Source organism: Halorubrum sp. CGM4_25_10-8A (genome assembly GCF_005435025.1).
In the GTDB taxonomy this organism is placed as follows: Archaea; Halobacteriota; Halobacteria; order Halobacteriales; family Haloferacaceae; genus Halorubrum; species Halorubrum ezzemoulense.
Window position 1 is genome coordinate 1 of record NZ_SGTX01000018.1, and the last position, 24,391, is coordinate 24,391.

Consider the following 24,391-nt stretch of genomic DNA (forward strand, 5'->3'; position numbering starts at 1 on the left):
CGTCTTCGGCCTCACGTAGCAGTTCATCGATTTCTTCCTCAGTCAAGTGATGCTCAATCTCTTTTCGACGTGAGCGCTCCATTACTCTTCTATCAAGCTTAACTAACAAAAGTTTTCATACTCATTAAGGCTCGCCGCCTGCTCCCTTTCTCCGGACGTATCCGGGAGAGGCATCGCCATCGTCACCTGATCAAGGGAGCAAGGTACCATAGTTTTGACCCTTTGACGACCACCGCCAGCGGCAGTTACTGCATCTTCTGAGCGCAAGAACCGCTCTTTGACGCTGTGAAACCGTGAGTTATTGACCCTACCCCGACGCAGTCTTGCGTTCAACAGGGCAAGAAAGCATGTAGGACCGGGGTGGCAAGGCGTCGATTTGGGATTGAATCGGGGCGTATCGGTAGACAAATACCGGATTCTAACACACCCAGAGACGGCTTTATTGAAATCCGTGGTCGCTGATAGTTCGCTGACGCCGTGCTGAATACAGAGCGCGTATCTCACACGGAATCATCTCCCAATTCGAGTAGGCCGGATCGCTCAGTACAGCCTACTCTGAGAGAACCTTACAACACTCCGAGAGCGGTGGGTGGTGACTACGCGCTCGCGGGTGTACCATCGGCATCTCCGCTATCGATGAGCGGGTAGTCGATGTGGACCTCGATGCGGTCGAACGGAACGACGGGTTGAATCGCACCGCTGGGCCCGCCCTCTTCGAGCGTGAGGATCCCCAGTACTTCCAGCTGCTTCAGGTCCGAGTGGACGTCGGACACGTCACGCTCGACGAGACGCGCTGCCTCGCGCATGCTCTCGGGCACCTCTTCCGCGATCGCCCGAATGAGCTCGAGGCGCAGCGGCGTGAGACTGTCGACGAAGTCGTCGTAGGTGCCGAACTGGAGCGTTGCTGTTCCATCCTGATCGTCGAGATTGTCGGCCTCGACGTCTTGGACGAACTGGAGCGCGTCCTGACGGAGCTGTTCTCGGTCATCGACGGTGATGTGGAGTGTGGTCATGGTCGGGGTGTGTCGGGTGGTGTTCGATCAGTGCGGCCGGGGCGGATCGCCGCCGACGGCGTCCCAGTACTCGTCCGCGCTCGCCCAGAACTCGACAAGCCGGTCCTCCATTCCGGGGAACTCGACGTCGTCGAGGTCACCGGCTGCGGTGTGGTGTTCGTGGCCCTTCGTGTCCTCGTGGGAGTTGTCGTATCGGACGAGCGTGAGGTCGTCGAGAGTGCCCAGATGGAGCGTGTACTTCCAGCCCGAGGGGTACGTCTCGGTGTCGTCGGTCGGCCGAAGCACGACGTTCTCGACGAGACCGGCCTCGATGTGGGTGTACTGGAACAGCGGTTTCCGGGCCATCTCTCATCTGTTGGGACACCGGCCAACGCTATAAGCGTTGGGCAGAAGTCCAACACTGAACACAAACCGCTCGAGGTTCGCCACCACGGTCCGATCGACGCTACGGGCCATCTCATTACTGGGTAGGGGGCGGCGACCCCACACCGCTCCCGAAACCCAATCTTCCCAGAGGGGATGCCACAGTATCAATCGTTGCTAAGACACAGTAATGCTATTTCGACTGTGTGAAACCACCTGCTCGGGCGTAAGCCAGACACGGGTTGCTCGCTTTGAGTTTCCGAATCCGCCGGTTCGCTCATCTATTTAAGTAGCTCGTAGCGCTAATTGCGCCGCTTAGCCATTTGAGCTTCCGACTTCATTAACAAACTCGGAAACTCAAACTAGCATGGGTAGCTCGACGTACACCGCCTTCGAAATGAAGACCCCGTTATCGAGGTGAAATTGGACCTGAAGATGCTGAAATCTCTTTTTTAGACATATTACCGTCTGAAACAGCTGGTCACTGAAGAGTGCTTACTCGGCCAACAACTAACAATACGGTAGGAAAACAACAGGTATGGAACATCTCGACGGTGGTCGGGTCCGGAGGCACCTCTTCGGTGACCGTCTTCCTTGTTGGGCTGTTATCGGTTCTGTTGTCGGTCTCTTGGGTCTCGCGTCTGTCGCGTTCCTCCTCGGTGTGGGTGTTCGCCTCTATGATTTCTGGGGCTGGCTTGTGATCGTTCCGGGAACTGCCGTCATTGCGGGGATCTTCGGTGCGGGCTTAGTCCCAACCGTCGGCACACTCTGGCTGATTAGCCTCTGGGGGTACGCCTTTCCACCACTCGTCGGTTATCTCTCTGGTGAGTGGATGGGGGCAGGCCGGTACACCTCGCCGAGAATGCTGGGGTTTGCATACGGATCTGCCCGCGCCGAATTACTTGGAGGACTCGAAACAAGTGTTAATTTTGGGCTGGCGCTTGCGGTCATCGTCGGAACAACCGGCTACGTTGTGGGGTCCGTCGTCAGATGGATAGCGATGCGCATGCGGTCGGCTTGATTACTGAACAGCCTGTACGGATAGAACCCAGCTCAGATATGTCACTTTCTGAGGATTTCAACAAGCCTGGATCTCCCTATTAGATGGTGATGCTAGAGGTTCAGATAAATAATAATATATCTTTGTCTTATAAAAACTTGTCATACGGTTAATTGAACCGGCTGATTCATCAGTAATGTCCCAAGCTACTCACCCATGATGTAGACACGTTCTCTCGAATGAGTCAGGGCCCCATTTGGAATAATAACGAATTCTTGTGCTGATTACACGCTCTATGCCGGGAACTCGCCAAGGCGGCTTCATTCGAAACATCACGACTGACGCGGGCGGGGACTCTCAGGCAGGTTGTCCGTCCATCGTTACGGACTGACAGTTCACTTCTAATCGGATCGCCGGCGATCCGCCATCGCTTTCCTCGATCCAAATTTCGATCCCTGCGTGGTTTGGGTCATCACACGGGAGATCCGGGTGTTCAAACCCTGGCCAGTCACGTTCAAACCGAGTCCCATCAACTGTCACGACGACGGTATCGGGCTCATCCGATGCGGGGAATGTAGCGTCCTCATCAGCTTCATTACTATTTGAGAGAGTGTATTCGCTTTTGAACAGCGTAGACCCGCCTTCACTGGTGACCGTGACGGTGACCTCACGAGTGAGTTCACGATCACCTAAATACACGCTCACAGTGTGTGCCCGTTCCGCTGGGTCACCCGAGCCGATTACGGAGCTACACCCAGCCAGACCAACTGTACTAATTGCCCCGACAGAGCCGAGGAGCTCACGCCGCTACATTGACCTGTGTCACCCCCGTTATCCGCTGGATGTAATTACGACAACCCGAGTCATCTGGAATGGAATACACCTGTCCAGTGAACACCATACAGGAGTCAACAAAGGCACTATTCCAAATACTACTCAAAACATAAAGCTGTATTTGTGTGACGCCGTCCCACGAAATAGTGGGACTCGACTGGTCAGATCGGATGTCCCATGCGGGAAGGTAAGTTATAGAATTGCTGAATACTGCTCTGTTGAATAGCGACCTCTGAGCCATGGTGAGACGATGCCGATCTTGAGACCACTAGCGTCAACCGTTAACAAACCGACTCAAATTTTGACCTCCTCGGTCAACACCGCTATTCAACACCCATGAAAGCCTGCTAGCGCAACAAACCACGTCTGCAATACTATATTTTTCGTCAAGATCGACCCGATCGTGTCCATGGAGAGAAATCGCAAGCAGTCACGGTGATAGCTCAGGAATCGTCCGGCAGGCGGTCAAAACGTGAATGCTATAGCTGTAGCTGACGGCCGCTGCGACCGGCCGATGAGGGCCGCCGGCTCGGCGGCCCTCAGTAACTCACCTCTTGTGGATCAGATTCCTCCATGCGGTCGAGCATCTGGAAGATCGATACGAGCTGCTGCGCTGATGGGTGGTATGTGCGTAAATGGAGCAACACCTATTCGGGCTCGCCGCCCGGATGCCGCTAGCATCCGGGCGGCCTCCCATGATGGTGCTTCCTTGGCACGTAGGCCAATCAGAGCCACGCGTTCTGAGACGCTGTTGAATCATCGGCCTTTGACCACCCCAGTACCTATTTACGCACCCTGGGGACTTAGCAGGCTGTCATCCCATCAGAGCAGAAAAAAGTACTGCTGAGAAGATTGAACCCGCAATAAAACAAGCGCTGGATAGAGAATCAGTTGTTTTGGAACTCGAAACTGAGGCCGCTACGGGTGAACGACAGCGCTTCGTTCGGGCTGTTCTTTCGCCGTTGTGGGACGACGATGGAGCGGTTACCGGTGTAGTGGGGTCGGTTCATGATCTTACCGAGGTTAGACAACGTGAGCAGCAACTTCAGGTTCCTGACCGGGTGCTCCGTCTTGACATCCTCCTCCGCGTAAACGCGGAGGAATCCCGAGCGGTGGGAGTTTCAGGTTTACAGTCCAGTCAGTGGACTACCAGCCCTTTCGGGCACGGGTAGTCCCACAGTGTCGGACTGGTGGACTGCTGGCCATGCCAACTGGCCGTTACCCCTATCCTCAACCGTGTACGGCGTCCCAGTGTTGTTTTTGCCACGGGGACGCCGGCAAGCGTCAACGGACTTGGGGGTATCGTCTGGTTTGCTTTGAGCCGTCGGCACAGACACACCCTTCGAGGATATGGCGTTCACCGACTGGCCTTTCAGATACTGCCTCGTTACGCGGCCGGACAGGCCGCCTCCGAAGGACGGTTCGGAATCCGCTCCGTTCCGACCGATTCTTAGCTCTCCATAGAGCGGCCTGTCAGTTAAATCTCTGTCTGTGAAACTCGGTACAGACGTTCGGCTAGTGGATTGCTTCCCACTATGTCGGCTTCATCACCCGCCTGAAGGCGTGTGTATTCACCTTCTAGCCTCTATAACATAAAGAATACGATGAGCGTTGTGAAGTGGAGTACAGAGCTGATTGAACAACAGACAACTGGCCCCGATGTTGTGAACACCGCTGAAACAGTCTCGGAGCACAGTCAGAAGTTGATTGATATGGCTGGGATAGAACGACGAACATCATCGTTTGCGAATAGTTTCAGCAATGCGCGTTAGAGACCGCTCAAAACTGCTGTGTTGAATAGATGCTGAGTCACGGTTACAGCGGCTCACACAGTGGTTCTATGTTGGTGATGGCGAACATCAAGACGATTTCACGGAACTGCCGATACCAGCCCAGCGCTCGCACGGCATCGCCGAGCGAGCGCTTCGTTGTCGAGTAGGATGTTTCAGCCATCCACCGCTGAGAGTAGCCATTTGCTCGGTTGAGCGCGTTGTTCGCGGCTGCTTTCGCTGAGGAGCCGCGGTAATGAACAAGGTACTCAACGTCATATGCGGCGATTTCGTACTCGGTATGCCAGTCTTGGAAGCCGTTGTCGGCGGCGACGGACTGCAGGTCGTCCGCGTTTCGGCGGACGACCTGCGGTCCAGTCTTCGTATCATGCTTCCACCGAGCTGCGATGTGAACATCAAGCACAGCAAGCGATTCCACATCAGTCAATGTCGTCACTTTTAGCGTCTGTATCGTCCGTCCTGCCCGCTGACGAAAGTACGATGACGCACGTCGGCGGTCGAAGAACGTGCTGTCGAGCGCAGCGTGGCCAGACTGCGGGTGCTGCTGCGCGGAAACGCGCAGCAGCGCCCGCCATACCCACATTTTCAGCCGATCAAACGATTTGTAGATCGTGCTGTAGTCTGGGAGATCGTCTGGATCTAAGCCGAGTGCGTCACAAATCTCGGCCATGTATTTCAGCCGATTCGGCGTTTCTCGGTAGCTGTGGCCGTCTTCGAGCCGAAGGCAGTGTAGCACAACGTGTTTCCAGCGGGCGAACCCGCCGCTGGCGGGCTCGCCCGCGTGCTTTCCCAACGCTTGTTTGACTAGGCGACGACACTGCTCAACGAAGTCGAGGAGATCGACTTCCATGGACAGAATCGATTTCCTCGGCTTCGTCCTTCTGCTCCGTGATAACAGCTGATTAGATCGCTATTCAACACAGCACTCAAAACTGGCTCGAAGCCTTCGCCGTCTACCACAATCCACGTCAAACTTAACGCGAGGCCTCAACCCTGAACCGCGTGTGCGTGTAGGATTCAGGCTCTATTAAAAACTTCAACCGATGAGATATTCTCAATGATGTCTAGAGATACCGCTCCAACTGAGAGCGCGACTCACGGAGGTAGTCGAGTGACTGCGTCCCGACTTCCAGCGAGAGCGTCCCGTGCCAGTCGGTGGGGAACGCCTCGAAGATAGGCCCGAAGTCGAGGTTCCCGGCACCGAACGGGAGGTGTTCGTCCGCCGGCCGACGGGTGTCGTTCAGGTGAACGTGCGAGATGCGGTCGGCGTGGTCAGCGACGAACGCGGCTGTCTCCGTCGGGTCGTGACCGGTTACCCGAGCGTGGCCCGTATCGAGCGTCAGCGAGGTGTCCGTCGCGGCGAGCAATCCGTCGATGTGTTCGATAGTGTACGGGCTTCCGAATATGTTCTCGGCACAGATTTCGACGTGACGTGAGTTACCGTACGCGTTCAGTTTGCTGACTGATTCGTTGATGTACTCGCGGAGCTCCGCGTCGTCCCACGCGACTGACCATGCGGAGGACTCTGGGTGGAGAACGGCCTTTTCTGCCCCCAGTTCGGCCGCGGCATCGATACAGGCCGACTGCGTTTCGACGGCACCGCTGCGGACGGACTCGTAAGGCGATCCGATGTCTGTCGGGAACGGAAGGTGAACGAGTAGGCCGAGGCCGTGATCGTCCAGTATCTGCCGAATCGTCCCGCGATTCGACGTGAGACGCTCGCGGCTGTGAGGCCCGTCCATGAGTATCTCGACGTAGTCGAACTCGCTGTTCCCGGCGAAGCGCAACTGCGGTTCCAGTTCCGATGCGACTGCGGTGACGAAACCGATTCGCGGATTCATATTGATTTGGGTAGCGGACCGTGAATTACTTCGTGGGAAGGCTCGCGAGCTCGGCGAGGCTATCGAGGCGATACGTCGGCCGGATATCGAGACGATACCCGCGGCGATGCGGTCGGTTCACGAACGCGGCGTCGACGCCAGCCGCGCGAGCCGCCGCCACGTCGACACGGCTGTCACCGACGTACAACGCCGATTCGACGCCCAACTCGTCGAGCGCCGCCTCAAGATACGACGGGTCCGGCTTGCGACGTTCCAGTCCGCGAAGCGACGGCTCTCGACCGTAGTACGCTTCGAACATCGCCTCCAGACCGAACTCCGCGACGATGTGTTCGATTGTCGCGTGCTGGTTGTTGCTCACGATCGCCGTCGGGACCGCGAGATCGGCGAGCGTCTCGACATCGTCGTAGAGCGGCTTCTCACCGTCTCGGATCGCCGCCAACTGGCGGGCTGTGCGTTCCGTCTCGTGACGACGCCAGAACGCGTCAGCGTCAACTTCGTACCGCTTGGCAAGCCTGCGCACCGTTTCCACCGAGAGATCGTCGACGAGCGACCGGACGTCGCTCGGTGTCGGGTCGACATCGAACGCCGCGAACGCCCGCTGCGACGCTTCCGTCAGGACCGACTCGTCCGTCGGATAGGTGAGGACGCCGTCGTTGTCGAAGACGATCGCGTTGTACTGCGTTTCGACCCGACTCATGTCGTGTTCCACTGGGCCTCGTGCGCGGGCTGGTCGGTCGACTCCGAGGCGACGTTCTCGGCGGAGTGATAGAACGCGCCCCCGGCCTCGGGGTCAAACAAGTGGAGCCGTTCGGGATCGGCGGTCAACGACAGCACGTCACCGACTTCGACCGCCGACCGCGGCGGAAGGCTCACTTCCATCTCGGTGTCACCGACTGTGCCCCGGGTCAACAGCGAATCACCGAGCGGTTCGGTGACGGTGACATCCATGCTGAGCGGGCCGTTCATCTCTTGTGACAGGTCCTCGGGCCGGACCCCCAGAACCACACGGTCTCCCGCGTGAGATGTCACAGAGTCGGAGACCGGACTCGGCAACGGAACGCTGTTCTCGCCCCACGTCACGTGGACGGAATCTCCACGCCGTTCGAGCACTCCCTCGACGGTGTTCATACCCGGACTACCGATGAACTCGGCGACAAACCGAGTCGCCGGCGCATCGTACAGCCGCTGTGGCGGTGCGACCTGCTGAATCTCGCCGTCGTACATGACCGCGACCCGATCGCCGAGTGTCATCGCTTCGACCTGGTCGTGTGTGACGTACAGCGTCGTCGTGCGAAGCTGCTCGTGGAGTTCGGCGAGTTCAGCACGCATCTGGACGCGGAGTTTCGCGTCGAGGTTGCTGAGCGGCTCGTCCATTAGGAACACCTCCGGATCGCGAACGAGCGCCCGCCCGATGGCCACGCGCTGTTGTTCGCCCCCGGAAAGCGCTGACGGAGTCCTGTCAAGGAGGTCTTCGATGTCGAGGATCTCGGCCGCGTCTGCGACCCGCTCTGCCACCTCGTCGTCGGTGAAATCGGTGGCCGTTCCGAGACCGAACGTCATGTTCTCTCGAGCGGTCATATGCGGGTACAGCGCGTAGTTCTGGAACACCATTGCGACGTCGCGCGCGGCGGGCGATACGGTCGTCGCGACCTCGTCGGCGATCTCGATGGAACCTTTCGTCGGAGACTCGAGGCCCGCGAGCAGTCGGAGCGTAGTCGACTTCCCGCACCCCGACGGACCGACCAAGACGAGGAACTCGCCGTCTTTGACGTTGAGGTCGACACCGCCAACGGCGGTGACATCTTCGAAGCGCTTCACCAGGTCTGTCGTTGTGATTCCGGTCATTCTGATAGTCCGAAGGTTTCCAGCAGCGGGCCTCGGAAGACGATGAGCGCCAGCAGCGGCGGCAACAGCGTCAACACGGCGCCCGCCATGATGAGCCCCCAGTCAGTCTGGCCGGCGTTGCCAACCGACTGGAGGTATTTCATGCCGACCTGTACGACCTGTTTGCTCTGATCAGAGACGACGATCAGCGGCCACAGGTACTGGTTCCACGCGTAGATGAATGTGATCACGCTGAGACCGCTTATCATCCCCCGAGACATCGGGATCAGCACTTTCCAGAGGAAGCGGAGCGGACCGACGCCGTCGACTTTGGCCGACTCGACGAGCGAATCGGGGATCGACATGAAGTGCTGGCGGAGGAGGAACACAGCGGTCGCGCTCGCGACGTACGGGCCGGTAAGCGCCAACAGCGTGTTCGTCCACCCCAGTGCGGCCATCATCTCGTATAGGGGGACGATTCGTACCGGGACGGGGAACATCAGCGTGAACAGGATCAGAAAGAAGATCGCGTTCTTGAACCGGAAGTCGTAGAAAACGAGCGCGACCGCGGCGAGGAGGCTCACGGCGATCTTCGCGACGGTGACAACGATAGACATCACTAAGGAGTTGAACATGTACGATGCCATTCCGTACCTGGTGAACACCTCGGCGTAGTTTGCCAGCCCGTCGGTGCCAACACTGATGTCGGTGATATCGTACACTTCGGGAACGGTCTGGGTACTCATTACGAACGCGAGCAGGAGCGGCGAGGCCATCACTAAGACGGAAGTGATGAGGCCGAGATGGACGCGCCACTGCGCCGGGAGTACCTGTGTGTCGGCTATCGCCGACAGCGGTCCGCGCTCTCGAACGTCAGTCGCGATGTCGTTAGTGTCGAGTGACATTAGTAGTGTGCGTAGCGGTCTGAGACGCGCAGTTGGACGAACGTGAGTCCCGCCACGAGCACGAACAGGATCACGGACTGCGCGGATGCGAGACCGAGGTTGTTGAACTGGAAGGCGTCACGGTACAACTGATATATCATCAGGTTGGTGGCGTTCGTCGGTCCCCCCTGCGTCATTAGGTCGATCAGGGCGAAGCTGCCGAAAAACGCGTAGATCGTGTTGATCACGACCAAGAACACCAACGTGGGCGACATGAGCGGAAGGTACACGCGCACCAGTCGACGCCACGTTTCGATTCCGTCGAGCCGACACGCCTCGTTGAGCGACTCAGGCACGTTGTTCAATGCGGCGAGCATGAATATCACGTTGTACCCGACCTGTTTCCAGATCGCCGCCACCGTGACGACGGCGAACCCCTGCCACCCGACGGTGAACCAGTCGAGTTCGATGCCGAACCATGCCTCAAGGTAGTGCGTGTAGATACCAACGCTCGGGTGCGCGAGGAACAGCAGGACCGTTCCTGCGACGGCTGTCGGTAGTGCGTACGGCCAAATCGCGGCGATCAGGTACGCGGCCTTTCCGTCGCTGACCTCGTACAACAGGAACGCGACCAGGAGGCCGACAGCGAGCGATCCGATAACGACGATCACCGCGAACGCCATTGTTAGTCCGACGCTCGTGAGGTACACCTGCGACCCCAACAGGTCGGTGAAGTTCGTCAGTCCGACGAACCGGGTGTTCTGACCGAACAGAAACGTCTGGAAGAAGCTGAACCGGAGCGTCTGTAGCGACGGGTAGTACAGGAACGCGATGATCGCCGCCAGTGTCGGTAGTAGCAGGAGGTACGCCCCCAGCGAACTATCGTACGTGTTCTCGTGTACGCCCATTTCAGTTGCCTTTGCTCTGGATGTAGCTCTGGAGAACGTCGTCGGCCTCCGTCTTCATCTCCTCGAGTTTCGACTCGACGGTGACGTCAGAGTTGATCATGCTGACGTAGCCGTCCTGAATTATCGTTCGGACTTCCGAGGCGGGTCCGGCTTGCCAGCCCTGTGTCGCGACGGTCTGTTCCGTCTCCTGAAGCTGGTCGAACGCGGTCTGGAAGTTGGGGTTCTCGTCGAACCAGCCGTCTTCTTCGAGGTACTCGACGGCGCTGTCACTGATCGGGAAGTAGCCGGTGTTCTGGTGCCAGAACGCCTGCTGCTCTGGCTCGGCCAGCCAGAGGAGGAAGTCGGTGAGTCCCTGCCGTTTTTCTTCGGACAGACCGCGGGTCATCCACAGCGATGCGCCCCCGATTACGACGCCGGTGCGTGTGTCGCCGACCGTCGGGTAGTACCCCGTCCCGAGTTCGAATCCGTTCTCTTCGGCTCCCGCCGTCGCCGAAGCAACGCCGGCCGTGGACGAGATCCACATCGCCGTCTGTCCGTTGAGGAACGCCTGTTGTGCCGCGCCCCAGTTGCCGACGCCGGCATGGTTGTACAGGCCGTCGGCATGCATGTCGGCCCACCAGCCAAACACCCGGTCAGCCGTGTCGGTATCCAGGTTGATTTCAGTCGGGTCCCCCGCACGACCGTTCTCTTCGTTCACAAGCGGGACGTTCGCTTCCGCGAACCACTGCTCAGGGAACCATGAGACGTTAGCGAAGGTGATTCCCTGCTCCGCGATCCCCTGATCGACGATCGTCTCGCTCACCTCACGGATCTCGGCTAACGTCGATGGCGGCGATTCGGGATTGAGCCCGGCCTCCTCGAACATGTCCTTGTTGTAGTAGAAGATCGGGTTCGAGGAGTTGAACGGCATCGAATACACAGTGTCGTCGAACGAGTAGTAGTCGATGACTGGGTCCTGAAAGTCTGACCAGTCGATCCGGTCGCTCGGAAGCGCCTCCTCCATCGGGACGAACGCACCGCTGTCGATCGCGAGGCGACTCCCGAGGTCGACGATCTGTGCCAGCTCCGGCGCTTCGCCTGCGCCGATCGCTGAGGTGACCGCGTTCAGCGTCTCGTCATAGCTTCCCTTGTAGCTTGTTTCGACCGTCACACCGGAGGACTGCTCATTGAAATCGGCCGCGAGCGCGTCGACCGTGTCGCCGAGGTTTCCCCCCATCGCGTGCCACCAAGTGATAGTCGTCTCACCGCTGCTTTCGGAGCTCGCACTATTCGTGGAACTGGACGAGCCGTCCGAGCCATCAGCGCCGTCTGAACCCCCTGATGTTGCTCCTAGACATCCAGCGGAAGCAAGGCCGACTGTGGCCGCACCGGTTGTTTGAAGAAATCTACGCCGACCACTGTGTGAGCCGTTCGAATTGACCACACATCGAGGTATATTAGTTTCATATTAAGATTTTATAATATTTGAAATGATTAGTAGTGAATGGTAAGCACTGCTACAATTACTTCGGCCTCAATACGTACCTGTACATACCGATCCAGAGAGTTCTGGGGTATTTTGAGAAATGTCGCTGAGACGACCTCATCGACACCGCCGCACACTAACTCGTCGTGGCCACGAAGACTTAATCGACGAGAATCGACGGCGGACGAACAAGAGTCGATCGAAGGACGCCGCTAACAGAAGTGGGGCCGCGTCGGCGCGCTCACACCTGGTCTCCGTCGACCGGCCGCTCGCGTCGTGCTCAGGACTGCGTGTCTCCGGCAGACGTCTCACCGGAAGCGGGGAGCAGACCGGAGTAGTCGGCGGCGATGCCGTCGACGCCGGCGGCGGCAAGCCGACTGGCCTGATACCACGTATCGACTGTCCACACGTTCACCTCACGTCCGTCCGCGTGCGCCTCGGCGACGAGGTCCACGCCGGCGGTGACCGCCGGATCGTGGAACGGAGTTCCGAATATTACCTTCATCGGAGCGTGGATCGCTGCGGCGTCGTGTGCCCGAGCGATAGCGAGTCCGTCGCCAACCGACTCGTAGACGATAGGAGCGACCGGATACGATGACGTGTCGCGCGTCGCGGCCAGCGCACCCTCACAGAATGACGAACAAAGAAACTCGTTGTCGTGAGCGTCGAGTATGTCGACAACTCGGTCTACGAATGGCTGCCAAGCAACTCTGCGGTCAGCAAGCGCGTCCGGAGAGAGTTTCTCGTCGAACCGCAGGTCGTACCGGCCGGGGTTTTTCAATTCTACGTTGACTCCGACCTCGGGAGGGACGGCTTCGAGGAGCGTTGACAGGCGCGGTACCGTGTCGCCGCTCCGGAGTACCTCCGCACCAGTGACGGTCATCGTCTCGGTTTCCCAGACGACGCCCGTCTCGTCCGTGAGTCCGCGCTCACCGCCGTTGCGTCCTGCTAAGTTGTTGTCGTGAAACACGACCACGTCGTCGTCGGCTGTCGGAACGACGTCGATCTCGATAACATCGGCTTGGCGGGTCGTCGTTCCCTCGTCATCCGTCGATCTGCTCTCGCTTGCCGCCGCTTGAGCAGCGGTGACGGTGTTTTCTGGGTTCTCTCCCGCGAAGCCACGGTGCGCGATGAGCGTGAGTTCACCGGGTGGAGTGGCGTCTGCCGGACCGGCCCCGCTGTCCCGACGTTGCGTGGCTGTTGCGTCACTCGTCTCGTTAGTGCCCTCGGGTTCCACCCCACCGTCGGTGTACACGGCCCCGAGCGCACCCGCTGTTGTGATACCAACGGTGCTCTTGAGCACCCGACGGCGGTGCGTCGGTTGTCGCGTCTCGACTGCGAACAGTTCTGGAAGATGGCGAGCCATATGGGGATGTCTCGCGAATCGGATATAGCGGCTGGTATGTCGTATCATGAGGCGTCTATATCATTGTGTACGTGTCGATAGGGCTCGTCGGCGACCAGCGGTACCGGCTAGGCGACTCTCGCACCACCGAGGATCAGCCGGCTCCCGACGATCGCGAAGAGGGCGTGAACGACCTCGCGCTGGAGTCGTTCGCTCACGCGTTCGCCGAGGCGCATGCCGACGGTGAGGCTGGAAACCACGAGGATCGGTGCGGCGGTCGACGTCGGGGCGAAGCCGATGTCCAGGAGGGTCCGAGCGCGCCCGCGACCGCGGTCACGAGCACGACGGTCTCCACCGGTCCGGCTGCGGGCCCGTGAAGCATACATTCGACGCGAGTGGAAGTAGAATACTGAAACACACCACATCACACTACCACTCAAATTTGGGAATTATCTTGAAACTCAACGAGAAGTAAACAGGTGTCCCCAAGCCTAACCGTTCAGGAAACGGGGTTTTCTGAACAGTAAAATCAAATCTACAAGCCTCTTCCCGAACTCAGTGAAACACTACTATTCGCAAATTGATAGAATATTCCGTGATGAATACAGGGCGCAAGTCTCGCGCTGGCTCTCGTCAGGACAGCGGCCCAGTCAATCGGTCAATATAATTTGTATATCCTGTACCGGAACGCTTCACATTATTAGCAGGCGAGAATGTATGATGCCTCATGATCGTTGGAATCGCCGCAGCAATATCTATCGGGAACGCAGTGGGTATCTCGGCTATCAGTGCGACGGTCGCTCACCGTTACAACGAACCAGGGGCTGCGTGGTTCACAGGATACACTGCGCTGATCGGGGTCGGTCTCGGACTCATCAGTGTCGGCATCCTCACCGATCTTATCTCAGTGACCGACTTTGGGGGTGCGGTCGGGCGGTGGCTGGCAGTTGTCTGGATCCTCCCCGCCGCTTTGTGGGCTATGTTTGCACTTCGGTACACGGGACGGTTCGTCTCGCTTTCGCTCAAGACGGGTGCGCTGATTGCGTTTCCGCTTTTGGTGCTTACTCTACAGGGTCTACTAACCGGAGTATCACTAGTGCCAACGCAGGTTCTCGGACTCCTTGGAATTACTACCCGTTATTACGCAGTGACGCTGGCTGTAGCCGGGATCGTGCTGGTGGTGCGAGCGACACGTCGGTATGACCACCTAACAGCATGGCAAGGAATTGCCTTTGCTGTGGCACCAGCGGCGATGTGGCTGTTCTGGAGCAATATTCCGTATATTGCTCAACTCGGTCAAGCAGCGGGAGGGGCCGCCTATGTGCTTGGCTCTCTCGGCGCGGTGGGTGGGCTTGGACTCGCGGTGTTTCGGTTCGACGCGTTCAAAAAATCCCCTGCCGTCGGCGTCGTCGGCGAACGGGATGTCGTAGACGAGACAGACGACTTGGTGCTAATAGCGGATGACGAGCACCGCGTGGTGCGAGCAAACGAGAGTGCGCGCACTGCGTCGGGGGACTCCGACCCGTCTACCGGCACCGTTACCGTCGAAGATACCGTCGGAACGAGTGTGGACGGGCTGCGAGCAACCGAGACGCTCGAACTCAATGTTGAGGGTACGTCAGCGAAGTTTGACCCGCAGGTGTCGACGGTACTCGACCAGCATGACCAGCAGTTGGGTACCGTGATCAGCCTCCGAGAAGTGACCGAACGAGAACTTCGCAAAGAACGACTCGCGGTGCTTAACAGGGTTCTGCGGCACAACCTACGTAATCAAATCGATGTCGTCAACGCTCATCTCGAGGCCATCGATAACGACCACGCGGACGCCGCAACTGAGGCGACCGATCGCATCACACACATGAGTAACCGCGCGCGGACGATTGACCGACTTCTCTCAGAGACGCACGAAAACGTCGCCGTCGATGTCGCCGAGCTGCTCCGCGGCACTGTGGCCGCCTACGACTCCTTGGTCGCTGTCGAAGCACCCGACTCGTTGATGATCTCGACAGACGGTGCCGCCCTCGAAGCGGCTATAGAAAGCGCCGTCGACAATGCGGTCACACACGCTACGAACGTGACAACGTCTCTCCGGCAGACGCCTGACGGATGCGAAATCCAGGTCACCGATGATGGCCCGGGGATTCCCGAGTCGGAACTATCTGCGCTCGAAACCAGCACTGAGACAGCACTACAACACGGCACGGGTCTGGGATTGTGGCAACTTACCTGGGCCGTCCGCACTCTTGACGGTACCGTCTCTTTCGACACATCAAACGGCACCACCGTCACAATTACGGTCTTTGACGCATCTTCAACTGGTGAGTCAGAGACTACTATTTAACAGGCACGCATAGAGAGCAGTTGGCCCAATCAGCGCACCCCGGGGTCTCTTGTAACAAGCTTGGCCCCATCCTCAGACAAACTTGCCCGAAAATATGTACAGTTGATAGTCGACCGACGCGGACATCTCAGTGTGAGGTTGACGCTAGGTGGGTGCTGACTTCACGCACTATATTCAGCAGTCAGTAGCAGCCTATATCACATATCGAATAGTTATTTCGCCAGGTTGGGCAAGAGCCATTTACAAATTGGCGGCTCTGTTGAAATCATATTCTTCAGATATAATATTATATGAAACAAATGGTCGATGAGAGCTGCGTACTGATCGCTTCAACGCATCGCGTCTAACGTCGTGGCCACTGCGATCGGTGTTAGAATTGTCAAAAACAACCACTGATGCTGATTCGTCCACTGTCGGACTCTTGTGGAGCGACGGCGTAAGAGGGCAATCGTACTGAACGAGAGAAGCCCAAGCACGCTGACTAGGTTCCCAGTAAGTCCCATCCAGAGCGCAACAGGGAGCGGAAGAACAGTCATAACGAGATCTGCTGTTCTTTCGAAATCCATACTCTCAACTTTTAACATTCAAAAATATATCTACTGGTCTTGGAGAACAAATCACTCCATTGATATCCTCTGCTGTGCGACCCGTGAATTGCCTGTACTGACCGCGACTGGGTCAAAATATATCACTCGCTGAATATTTCAGCAGAGCCGAATTGGCCCACCATTAGGCGTATAAATCAGTACAAAGAACGCGACTGAACTGTCGGCTCGAAAACCTGATCCGCACCCGGGTCGGACTCGACGGTCCCCGGGACGAACGAGATCTTCTCGCGCTCGCGTTCCGCAGCTGCCGGGCTCATCATTCCGAGATAGTGGCTTCTGAACGTCTCCCAGTCTTCCCAGCCGCCCCAACTCATCACGACGGCAGGAAGAGCACCACAGTTCCACAGCAGATGAACACCCCAGGTCCGACGGAGATCGTGAACGTCGAGGAGAGTCCACCCCTCGTCGCCAGTCGCCGCGTACCGGCGTTCGCCGGCGCGCTTCACCCAGCGATAGATTGAGTTCGGCTCGACGTCGACGATCGGCTCATCGGGGTCGCGTTCGTATGAGAGCGTCCGGACGGAACTGGCGAGTTCGTTTGGAATCGGCGTCTCGCGGTACTGCCCGCGCTTCGGGTAGTCGTTCCACACGCGGAGGGAGCCGTCGGGGCGTACGTGAAGTCGTTGCCAGTGACGCTGGCGATCTCCTCGCGACGGAGTCCGGCCTGAACGCCGAGCCGAAACGCGATCTCCTGCTCTGGGGACTTCGCCTCGTCGATGAACGCTGCGACCTCGTCGTTCTCGTCGCTCTGGCTGAGCCAGACCCGCTTCCCGTCTCGTTTGGGATAGTCGTCAAGTCGCATAGTAGGCTTTGCGAGGTGACACACCGGATCATCCTACAGCTAAAGCCGCAGTATATTTCTCGGAATTGATAATATGATTTAATAAAGCTAAACAGTCGAGAATATTTTATGAGGAGTCCGTAGGGGTTGGGAGGTGGATCTGGATGGTTGTCCCTGATTCAGATCCGGACACTTCGATGTCCGCCCCTACCGTGACGACGATCCAATACGCGAGATAGAGACCGAGTCCTTGGCCATGGACTAATGGTTGCTCTTTTCCTTTAACCAGAACTTCTTCTTCTTCTTTCGGGATTCCAGGCCCCTCGTCCGCGATGGTCAGCACAACTGAGTCATTACGCTTGATTACAGTTATCTTGACGACCGGGTCCGAGCCGGTGTGCTCCGCAACGTTTTCGAGCAACTCCCACATGGCCGTCCCGATCCGTGGTAAAGTTTCGGCGACCGCAGTGTCTGGTAGCTCGGTTGTCACTCTCACTTCCGGGTGCCGCTGTTCGAGTCTTTCGATCGTATCGCTGACGGTCGGAATAATATCGACTGCTTGAAGTTCCGGCGAGACCTCCCGGTTCTCTTCGATCTGTCGCGCTGACTCAGCAATGTCCAACAGGCGTTCACCAGCCTGAACGATCGTCTCAGCGCTCGATTTAGCACCTCCGTCAAGCTCGTTTGCGAGCAGTTCGGCACGGCCATTAATCACCGTCAGTTCGTTCCGAACATTATGTCGTAACACGCGATTTAATACGCTGATCAGGCCCTCGCGCTTTCGTCGCTGGCTCGCGTCTTGAACCATCACTTGGACTTCTGTGACGTCGTCGGCCGTCCGCTTGTCGCGGCTCACAGAAGGGTCGTAAATTGGAACGAGCCGCATGTCGATGTAAGTGGTGCGACCCGACTGTGTCACGATAGGGTGGTCGCGTATCTGAGCCGTCTGGCCATTTGTGACCTCGTCGAGACGCTCCACTGCTGTTGTGAGGCTCTCGTCATCTGCGGCAAGTACTGATATGTGCTCGCCAGTCAACTCCTCAGGCTCGTATCCCACGAATGATTCGGCCGACTCGGACACGTAATTGAATCGCATCTCGATGTCGATTCGGAACACGAACGAGAAGCTCGCAGCCAGAATGGCCCGGTAGAGCTCGTTGCGTTGGTCGAGTTCGCGTTCTCGCTTTAGCAGTTGCTGACGCTGCCGCTCGCGTTCTGAAATGTCATTGAGAGTCAAAACATCTGTCTCTGGTCCCCCGACACCCATTGATTGTGACGACACGAGGTAGTGGCTCGGCTGAGTGCCGTTATTCTGCGTGACGACGTTTTTTGTCCCGTTCTGGGCCGCACGGAGTTCCGGAAACACATCTTCGAGGCTCTCGCCGACTGATCCACCAAGATCCGGAAACGAGTCTACCATCGCGGCTGAGTAGTCTTTGATCCGACCATCGTCGTCGACGATCACGGTCAAGTTGCCGGCTTGGGAGGCCGCGCCGACTGCTAGGAGCCGATCGCCGAACAGGAACACTGCTCCGACCGCGAACCCTGCTACCCCAACCGGCGCGTAAATGAACTCAATCAACGTCGGTGTCGTAATAGCGATGAGATCAAAGATAACAGGTAAGCCGAGGAGGCCGGTCATGCCAGCCAGCAGCCGTGAGTCATACTCCGACTTCACATATACTTCGAATACCATGAACAGGCCGACGGCTGCGAGCACATACGAGAACCCAGTTGCTATCCAGTGGACTATACCGTGGTTGATCGCCAAATAGCGAAAAGGCGTGGTAGCTTCACTGATTGTAAAATAGAGGCCGTGTAACGGATTGGTAACCTTCACGGTTCCTACGGTGAGAAACACGCCGGTACTGAGGAGACGTATACTTGAGTTCTGATGTAGTTGCCGGCCGCTATAAGCGGATGCGAAGTACAACCACGCCCAAACGGTCCCGAATCCGAACACGAGTCCAATAATATACGTGGGCTCCTTGAGTGGATCCGGCACAAGAAAGTATCCCGTTTTGAATATTCCCCAGATTCCCGTCGCTACGAGCATTCCGACCAAGCCACGACGGATGTCGGCGTCGGAGATCATCCTCGCACGCGGAATAGCCGCAAAACAGATGATGCCACTAATAAAAAATAGACTAATATATGCGATACCCGCTGGTGTCGTCAACACTCCAGCCATCACGCGGTGAATACCCTACGCTTGTGACTTTCTGATATTGGGACACCCATCAATATATGTTTGTTTGATGGTGTATATATAATAAGCTACGGCCGAATTATCTTATCTGATATCGGACTGATATCTAGTAAATTATTGAAATGTCTTCTCGGAGCCCTTCTGGGAAGCACAGTATCTCGAGTTCGGATCCCGAACTGGTCTCATCAGTCTACGGCGAGTCCGACCCCAGATTCGAGGCTGTCGAGCAGCATCACCTTCGGACACCTCTCCTCACAGTAGTAAAGAGACGCTCCGAGAAGAGATTAGCGACGACGCCGCTGACGAACTGAACGAAGTCCTCACACACGCTGAAGAGATTTCCAACAGCAACGAATACCAAGTATCGTCGAGATCATGCCCATCCTCGCAGCCCGTAACAAGGTCCTCCTCCACGACATCTCAAATGGGGAGAGGATACGGATATCGCTTCGAAAGCGACCTTCTAACGGGCCAAATCAGCACTCGAAGATGCTGGCCGCATCGAGACTGAAAAAGTCCCAATAAATATCGGTTGCCCCCGACTTCGCCTTATCGCAACCGAAAGCTCGCGACAGCAGACCTGAAAACACTCTCCACCGGGATCCAGTCTCTGCTGTAGCATCCGCCTCACGATAGCCCGACTATGGAGACGAAAATACGGTGCTCCTCCGACTCAAGCGTGAGATGAAGCAGTCAAAATCACTGCCTAGAGGGTTTGAAACGTATTCTATGACACGCAGTCACCAAATCAGTAGTACTTCAAAACTCGAATGCGAAAATTGCGATATGTACGATCTCACTGGCTTTCAGCGCGATCTGCTGTACGTCGTTGCCGGACGTGATGGCCCCCACGGACTTGCGATCAAAGACGAGCTCGAGGACTACTACGAAAAGGAAATCCATCATGGGCGGCTCTATCCCAACCTCGACACGCTCGTTGAGAAGGGACTCATCGAAAAAAGCCAGCGGGACCGACGGACCAACGAGTACAGCACTACTCGCCGGGGCACGAGAGAGATCGAAGCTCGGACTGAATGGGAAGCCGGATATATTGACCACAACGGGTAATCGAACCGCTGCGTTCGAGGACTGTTTGACTCTAGTATTTCGCGTTCCTCAAAAGCCGAACCACACCTCGAACTCGACCAAAACATCCGACAGAGGAGTAACAACTATTTGTCAATAAGAAGAAAATTTGATTATGATTGAGATCTAATTATGAACTATGAGTAAGTCAGAACAACCAAATGACTCTGAAAAAGAGATTGTCGCCGTCACTAAGCACGGCCAGGCGACCATCCCAAAACGGTTCCGCGAAAAGCTCGGGATCGAAGCGCCTGGGAAGGTGTTGTTCCGGGAAACCGAAGATGGAGAGGTGATCGTTGAACAGGTCCGCTCACCGAGCGAGATGCGCGGCTTTGCCGCCCGTAGCGAAGCGAGTACAGACAAGCCTGCGTCCGAGATTCTCGAAGAGAAACGCGACCAGGACCGGAATGAACGTGACTCGCAGTTCTCAACTGAAGAATAATGTCGGCTCCTGACCGCGTTGTCTTCGGCGCTGAGCCGCTGATAGCACACGCCGACGATGAACTAGGCAGCGAGGTTGTAGAAGAGTATCTCGACGCGGTCGCAGTCGAGGACACCGTCGGCTACGCCAGCTACGTGAATTTCGCTGAGATCCGGTACACAATCGCCCGAAAGTACGACCGCGACACAGCCGACGAGTATCTCGACTGGCTGACTAATCTCGGTATCAAAACGGTAGATGTCGCCGATACTTGGACGGACGCCTCGGAGTATACGCTCAAGTATAATCCTACGCTTGGCGACTCGTTCGCGCTGGCAACGGCTGAACATGTTGACGCGACGCTCTTCGTTGGCGGTGACGACGATTATGATGACGTCTCCGATATCCCGATCGAACGGTTCCGCGACGGTTCCGCGTAGGCCCGTTCGAAGATCTGGCTTGTCTGTGACCTATAACTGTACCACGGGAAGCCTCGGGGCTTGACCCTGAGGCGGTTCAGCGGTCCAACGATAGCGCCAAAAGATAATAACTCGTGTATACAGTTTGTATACACATGAGTACGTCAATCCGCGTCTCTGACGACACGAAGGAGATGCTAGAGAGCCTGAAACGGGATGACGAGACGTTCGACTAGCTGCTCGAACGCCTCGCTCAGACCGAGAATCCGATCAACATCGGCGCGTGGAGCCCGGAAGCCGCCGACCGCGCACGTGACGCCGTCAAGCGCTCGCGAGAGAGTTTTGAGCGGTGATCTTCCTCGATACCTCCGTCGTCATCGACATGCTCGAAGGCGTCCCGGACACCGTCAATTCGTCGAGGACCGCGGACAGCCCTACCTCACGTCCGCGCTCTGCGTCTTCGAGGTGCTCAACGGGAAAATCAGTGCTGGGACCACCGATGTCGTCGCGATCCGGCAGGATTTCGGTGGCGTTCAGTCGCTCGAACTCAACGACCAGATCGCCCTCGAAGCCACGCGGATACAAGACCAGTTGATGGATGACGGTGAGCGCATGGCTGCCCGCGATCTCCTCATCGCCGCGACAGCGCGCTCCACCGGTGCCGAACTCATCGTCGCCGATTTTGACTTCGAGACGAGACTTCTCACCGACTTGATGGACGTGACGAACCTCCGGACCCACGACTGACTGACGGCTCTTCTCCGGGCCCCTCGAGGTCGATATTTCACACGCCTTTCGCACCGGCAACAAGCAGCGCCGCAGTGGCCGGACCACCGCTCCCGAATGCGAATGCCGCAGTGAGCATCGTCGCGAGCAGGCCGCACGCCACGAGGACAGAGGCGGCGTGCTGCGGCGTCGCCGCGTTTGGGTCATGCTCCATCGCGCACTTCTCGCGCCGCGCGCGTCCCTACAGGTCGCTTCCGCCCTGTGTAGCGAAGGAAGCGGCGGCACCTGCCAGTGTCACCGCTCCTAGCGGTGGCATGTCACCGTCGAGATACAGCAGGTGCGCGAAAAGGTTACATTCGCAGATGTCGTCGAGCACATCCTTCTCGGGGGTGTCTAGGGCTCATGAGTTGGCACAAACAGGTGGTCATCGAAGACCCCTTACACATAGTGGGAATCGCTCAGTACAGATGACTCACGAATCGTTCAGTACAGAAGAGCTAGAGAACAGGTCTGGTGCTACAGAGTTTTTTTCATACAGGTAGCCGTTGAAGGGCAGATATCGTCGAATTCTGTAGTTTGCTGAATAGCCCTTGGAGCTGTACTTCGATCTATTTCCACGTATCCCAAGTCGACAAAGAAACTAGAAGCGTTTGTTGTCAACAGGTACAGCGTATCAACGCTGGCAGACTGCGCTTCCGTTTCCACAACCGCACAGAGTGCTGCTCCATATCCCTGGCCTCGCACAGCTTCTTCGACGACAACCGACCGTAGAAGACCGTCAGTCCCATACAATTCGATACCTACGACGCCTATCCGTTCGTCGCCGTCGTAGCCGATGTAGAAGCAGTCTGGCTTCGACCGTACGTCCTGAGACGGCAAGCCATTCGCTTCAAGTCTAGTTTCGACATAAGAGAGAGTGGCTTCGTCCGCTCGTTGGAGCCTGAGGGGTGCCCCAGTCATAATTCAGGAAGGTATCCGAAGCATTTGACATCCTCCGCGTAAACGCGGAGGAATCCTGAGCGTTGGAGATTTCAGGTTTACAGTTCCACCGAACTCCGACACGGTGAGAATCCGTGTGGGGTTCACGGACTGTGACGGGTGGGACTGCTGGGAGTGCCAAGCCCCCGGTACTCCTATCCTCTATCGTGTTCGGACTCCCGGAGTTGTTTTTGCCTCGGGGAGTCCGGCAGACTTCGCTGGACTTGGAGTTACTTTCTGTGGTGCGTACAGCAGTCGGGCACTGTATCGGTTCATTATAAGAACCGACCGCTCACCCAACTGGTTCCGATTACTGTCTCATTGCTTGGGGCGGACAGGCCGCCATCGTAGGACTAACGGGAGTCGCTCTGTTCCCAGTCTGATTCCTATCTATACGTGGGATTGCCTGTCACTTTAAGATGCGGATTGCCAAATCTCAGTGTGGCTATTGTAGTGTAGATTGACTCCGAGTTGTCGGATTCATCCTGCGGCTGAAGCCGCAGGTATTCTCCTTGATCTATATAATATCTTCACTCATCGTCGGGTCGTTCAATGTTGCTCAGTTTCGACCGGTAATAGTGGTTGTATCGAATTGGGTTTGCTGGGGCGAGGCGACACCGGAGTCGCGTCTTATTTCACCAAACGTGCTGGCCACAGACCTTAGCTAGCAGGTTCTGTTTGGAAATGAAAATAAGCATGAACGTGTGAAAACAAACCAACTAGCAAATGGGTGAACGCAGCTGGACATCGGTTGTTGATACCACGTTCAGAGAACTGGGAGAGTCTAGCGACTTTTTCTTTGGGCTCATACTGAATTTTGGACTCATTGTTGGAGTGGTCGTGTTTCAGTGGAACCTCGTTGAGATCGCACTGGTGTATCTCATCGAGGTAGCGATTATCCAGCTCTTCTTTTTTCCTATTGCGTTGTTTACTCCGAAACCAGTAGACGGTCGGGACGGAGACATGTGGGACACCGACCCGACCCCACGTCAGCTGATTGGCTTGTTCCCACCAGTATACTGGCGAAATATCAAATTTGTCTGGTCCAAAGTTGTCTTCAATGCCGTGATTGTCGGCGTTATAATCCGCTCTGTTGCCTCCAGATACAGTCTTGGTTCGGACCTACCCGTGTCAGTCGGCCTCGCGATTGCTGGCATCGTGCTGTTTCAGCTGAGCCGTGTTTGGCGGCACTTTGTTGCTGAGCAATCATACAAACAGAAATCACCGACAGACCCGCTGGCGTTTGTGTACGCCCCACTCACTGAATTGTACTTGATATTTGTATACGTACTCGCCCCCGTGACGTTGGTTTTAGCCGGTATCGCATTCACAATCGATAGCGACCTCAGCTCATTGCCTACATTACTGGTATATCTGATCCCAATGGGATTTATTCGGGCGTGGATAGGAAGCTTGGATCCTCAGACAGACGATTTTGAGGTGAGTTTTAATTGAAGAGTGCGGCCTTGTGGAACTCTTCAGCAATTGACATCCTCCCCGCGCTGAAGGGCGAGGATTCCCACGGCACCGCACCGCTGGGTTGGGATATTGTGGT

General features: G+C 56.8%; 23 protein-coding genes and 1 pseudogene. 11 read left to right on the forward strand and 13 right to left on the reverse strand.

Annotated elements, in window-relative coordinates:
- Positions 1–596 precede the first annotated feature (596 nt).
- A complete protein-coding gene (locus EXE52_RS15035) occupies positions 597–1,013 on the reverse strand; it encodes a transcriptional regulator (RefSeq protein ID WP_049933529.1) in 417 nt (138 codons plus the stop codon).
- A 27-nt stretch (positions 1,014–1,040) separates the two neighbouring features.
- Positions 1,041–1,358: a DUF6516 family protein gene (locus EXE52_RS15040; protein WP_049933527.1), complete on the reverse strand. Its 318-nt coding sequence runs from the start codon at positions 1,356–1,358 to the stop codon at positions 1,041–1,043.
- Positions 1,359–1,914: 556 nt separating this feature from the next.
- Here EXE52_RS15040 and EXE52_RS15045 point away from each other — a divergent pair.
- On the forward strand, positions 1,915–2,397 hold the full coding sequence (locus EXE52_RS15045) for a hypothetical protein (protein WP_199237913.1): 483 nt from the start codon (positions 1,915–1,917) through the stop codon (positions 2,395–2,397).
- 1,634 nt (positions 2,398–4,031) lie between these two features.
- Entirely contained in the window at positions 4,032–4,382 is a 351-nt protein-coding gene (locus tag EXE52_RS19185; protein WP_137703859.1) for a PAS domain-containing protein, read from the forward strand.
- Between the two features lie 643 nt (positions 4,383–5,025).
- On the opposite strand, the gene EXE52_RS15060 is transcribed toward EXE52_RS19185, so the two are convergent.
- From EXE52_RS15060 to EXE52_RS15095, 8 genes are all read right to left on the reverse strand, one after another.
- Positions 5,026–5,850, reverse strand: a complete 825-nt coding sequence (locus tag EXE52_RS15060; protein WP_089309009.1) for an IS5 family transposase — start codon at positions 5,848–5,850, stop codon at positions 5,026–5,028.
- A gap of 214 nt (positions 5,851–6,064) precedes the next feature.
- Positions 6,065–6,841, reverse strand: a complete 777-nt coding sequence (locus EXE52_RS15065) for a sugar phosphate isomerase/epimerase (RefSeq protein WP_137703846.1) — start codon at positions 6,839–6,841, stop codon at positions 6,065–6,067.
- Between the two features lie 25 nt (positions 6,842–6,866).
- A complete protein-coding gene (locus EXE52_RS15070; RefSeq protein WP_049933176.1) occupies positions 6,867–7,538 on the reverse strand; it encodes an HAD family hydrolase in 672 nt (223 codons plus the stop codon).
- Entirely contained in the window at positions 7,535–8,686 is a 1,152-nt protein-coding gene (locus tag EXE52_RS15075; RefSeq protein ID WP_137703847.1) for an ABC transporter ATP-binding protein, read from the reverse strand. Before EXE52_RS15075 ends, EXE52_RS15070 begins: the two co-directional genes overlap by 4 nt.
- Positions 8,683–9,570, reverse strand: coding sequence for a carbohydrate ABC transporter permease (locus EXE52_RS15080; RefSeq protein WP_049933172.1), 888 nt, complete (start codon positions 9,568–9,570; stop codon positions 8,683–8,685). The genes EXE52_RS15075 and EXE52_RS15080 overlap by 4 nt, the downstream gene beginning before the upstream one ends.
- A complete protein-coding gene (locus tag EXE52_RS15085; RefSeq protein WP_049933170.1) occupies positions 9,570–10,457 on the reverse strand; it encodes a carbohydrate ABC transporter permease in 888 nt (295 codons plus the stop codon). Before EXE52_RS15085 ends, EXE52_RS15080 begins: the two co-directional genes overlap by 1 nt.
- A gap of 1 nt (position 10,458) precedes the next feature.
- Entirely contained in the window at positions 10,459–11,673 is a 1,215-nt protein-coding gene (locus EXE52_RS15090) for an ABC transporter substrate-binding protein (protein ID WP_199237914.1), read from the reverse strand.
- 529 nt (positions 11,674–12,202) lie between these two features.
- Positions 12,203–13,288: a glycerophosphodiester phosphodiesterase gene (locus EXE52_RS15095; protein ID WP_137703849.1), complete on the reverse strand. Its 1,086-nt coding sequence runs from the start codon at positions 13,286–13,288 to the stop codon at positions 12,203–12,205.
- A gap of 65 nt (positions 13,289–13,353) precedes the next feature.
- Between EXE52_RS15095 and EXE52_RS15100 the strand changes: the two genes are divergently transcribed.
- Both EXE52_RS15100 and EXE52_RS15105 read left to right on the forward strand, forming a co-directional pair.
- Complete coding sequence (locus EXE52_RS15100; protein ID WP_049933168.1) at positions 13,354–13,644, forward strand: hypothetical protein; 291 nt, start codon at positions 13,354–13,356, stop codon at positions 13,642–13,644.
- 350 nt (positions 13,645–13,994) lie between these two features.
- Positions 13,995–15,608 (forward strand): sensor histidine kinase, encoded by a 1,614-nt coding sequence (locus EXE52_RS15105; protein ID WP_137703850.1) that lies wholly within the window; start codon positions 13,995–13,997, stop codon positions 15,606–15,608.
- 742 nt (positions 15,609–16,350) lie between these two features.
- Here EXE52_RS15105 and EXE52_RS15110 read toward each other — a convergent pair.
- On the reverse strand, positions 16,351–16,806 hold the full coding sequence (locus EXE52_RS15110; RefSeq protein WP_199237915.1) for a hypothetical protein: 456 nt from the start codon (positions 16,804–16,806) through the stop codon (positions 16,351–16,353).
- Positions 16,807–17,124: 318 nt separating this feature from the next.
- Complete coding sequence (locus tag EXE52_RS15115) at positions 17,125–19,188, reverse strand: ATP-binding protein (RefSeq protein WP_137703851.1); 2,064 nt, start codon at positions 19,186–19,188, stop codon at positions 17,125–17,127.
- 518 nt (positions 19,189–19,706) lie between these two features.
- On the opposite strand from EXE52_RS15115, the gene EXE52_RS19190 reads away from it, so the two are divergent.
- From EXE52_RS19190 to EXE52_RS15145, 6 genes and pseudogenes are all read left to right on the forward strand, one after another.
- A complete protein-coding gene (locus EXE52_RS19190; RefSeq protein WP_303645068.1) occupies positions 19,707–19,790 on the forward strand; it encodes a hypothetical protein in 84 nt (27 codons plus the stop codon).
- A gap of 202 nt (positions 19,791–19,992) precedes the next feature.
- Complete coding sequence (locus tag EXE52_RS15125) at positions 19,993–20,274, forward strand: helix-turn-helix transcriptional regulator (protein ID WP_137703852.1); 282 nt, start codon at positions 19,993–19,995, stop codon at positions 20,272–20,274.
- A gap of 157 nt (positions 20,275–20,431) precedes the next feature.
- Positions 20,432–20,734 carry an AbrB/MazE/SpoVT family DNA-binding domain-containing protein gene (locus tag EXE52_RS15130; RefSeq protein ID WP_099289277.1) on the forward strand — a complete coding sequence of 101 codons (303 nt, stop codon included), beginning with the start codon at positions 20,432–20,434 and terminating at the stop codon, positions 20,732–20,734.
- Positions 20,734–21,153 carry a PIN domain-containing protein gene (locus EXE52_RS15135; protein ID WP_137692264.1) on the forward strand — a complete coding sequence of 140 codons (420 nt, stop codon included), beginning with the start codon at positions 20,734–20,736 and terminating at the stop codon, positions 21,151–21,153. Before EXE52_RS15130 ends, EXE52_RS15135 begins: the two co-directional genes overlap by 1 nt.
- Positions 21,154–21,287: 134 nt before the next feature.
- Positions 21,288–21,485: pseudogene (locus tag EXE52_RS19195) on the forward strand (antitoxin VapB family protein).
- Positions 21,445–21,879: a PIN domain-containing protein gene (locus EXE52_RS15145; RefSeq protein WP_241988273.1), complete on the forward strand. Its 435-nt coding sequence runs from the start codon at positions 21,445–21,447 to the stop codon at positions 21,877–21,879. The pseudogene EXE52_RS19195 and the gene EXE52_RS15145 overlap by 41 nt, the downstream one beginning before the upstream one ends.
- Before the next feature lie 495 nt (positions 21,880–22,374).
- Here the strand turns inward: EXE52_RS15145 and arsN2 are convergent, their stop codons facing one another.
- Positions 22,375–22,818, reverse strand: a complete 444-nt coding sequence (gene arsN2 / locus EXE52_RS15150; protein ID WP_080508672.1) for an arsenic resistance N-acetyltransferase ArsN2 — start codon at positions 22,816–22,818, stop codon at positions 22,375–22,377.
- A gap of 744 nt (positions 22,819–23,562) precedes the next feature.
- Between arsN2 and EXE52_RS15155 the strand changes: the two genes are divergently transcribed.
- Positions 23,563–24,291, forward strand: coding sequence for a DUF6498-containing protein (locus EXE52_RS15155; RefSeq protein ID WP_241988274.1), 729 nt, complete (start codon positions 23,563–23,565; stop codon positions 24,289–24,291).
- Positions 24,292–24,391 lie beyond the last annotated feature (100 nt).

Excerpts from the sequence above, each read along its gene's own strand:
- EXE52_RS15035 (WP_049933529.1), bottom strand. The coding sequence starts at position 1,013 with ATGACCACACTCCACATCACCGTCGATGACCGAGAACAGCTCCGTCAG.
- EXE52_RS15040 (WP_049933527.1), bottom strand. The coding sequence starts at position 1,358 with ATGGCCCGGAAACCGCTGTTCCAGTACACCCACATCGAGGCCGGTCTC.
- EXE52_RS15045 (WP_199237913.1), top strand. The coding sequence starts at position 1,915 with ATGGAACATCTCGACGGTGGTCGGGTCCGGAGGCACCTCTTCGGTGAC.
- EXE52_RS15060 (WP_089309009.1), bottom strand. The coding sequence starts at position 5,850 with ATGGAAGTCGATCTCCTCGACTTCGTTGAGCAGTGTCGTCGCCTAGTC.
- EXE52_RS15065 (WP_137703846.1), bottom strand. The coding sequence starts at position 6,841 with ATGAATCCGCGAATCGGTTTCGTCACCGCAGTCGCATCGGAACTGGAA.
- EXE52_RS15070 (WP_049933176.1), bottom strand. The coding sequence starts at position 7,538 with ATGAGTCGGGTCGAAACGCAGTACAACGCGATCGTCTTCGACAACGAC.
- EXE52_RS15075 (WP_137703847.1), bottom strand. The coding sequence starts at position 8,686 with ATGACCGGAATCACAACGACAGACCTGGTGAAGCGCTTCGAAGATGTC.
- EXE52_RS15080 (WP_049933172.1), bottom strand. The coding sequence starts at position 9,570 with ATGTCACTCGACACTAACGACATCGCGACTGACGTTCGAGAGCGCGGA.
- EXE52_RS15085 (WP_049933170.1), bottom strand. The coding sequence starts at position 10,457 with ATGGGCGTACACGAGAACACGTACGATAGTTCGCTGGGGGCGTACCTC.
- EXE52_RS15090 (WP_199237914.1), bottom strand. The coding sequence starts at position 11,673 with ATGGGGGGAAACCTCGGCGACACGGTCGACGCGCTCGCGGCCGATTTC.
- EXE52_RS15095 (WP_137703849.1), bottom strand. The coding sequence starts at position 13,288 with ATGGCTCGCCATCTTCCAGAACTGTTCGCAGTCGAGACGCGACAACCG.
- EXE52_RS15105 (WP_137703850.1), top strand. The coding sequence starts at position 13,995 with ATGATCGTTGGAATCGCCGCAGCAATATCTATCGGGAACGCAGTGGGT.
- EXE52_RS15115 (WP_137703851.1), bottom strand. The coding sequence starts at position 19,188 with ATGGCTGGAGTGTTGACGACACCAGCGGGTATCGCATATATTAGTCTA.
- EXE52_RS15125 (WP_137703852.1), top strand. The coding sequence starts at position 19,993 with ATGTACGATCTCACTGGCTTTCAGCGCGATCTGCTGTACGTCGTTGCC.
- EXE52_RS15130 (WP_099289277.1), top strand. The coding sequence starts at position 20,432 with ATGAGTAAGTCAGAACAACCAAATGACTCTGAAAAAGAGATTGTCGCC.
- EXE52_RS15135 (WP_137692264.1), top strand. The coding sequence starts at position 20,734 with ATGTCGGCTCCTGACCGCGTTGTCTTCGGCGCTGAGCCGCTGATAGCA.
- arsN2 (WP_080508672.1), bottom strand. The coding sequence starts at position 22,818 with ATGACTGGGGCACCCCTCAGGCTCCAACGAGCGGACGAAGCCACTCTC.
- EXE52_RS15155 (WP_241988274.1), top strand. The coding sequence starts at position 23,563 with ATGGGTGAACGCAGCTGGACATCGGTTGTTGATACCACGTTCAGAGAA.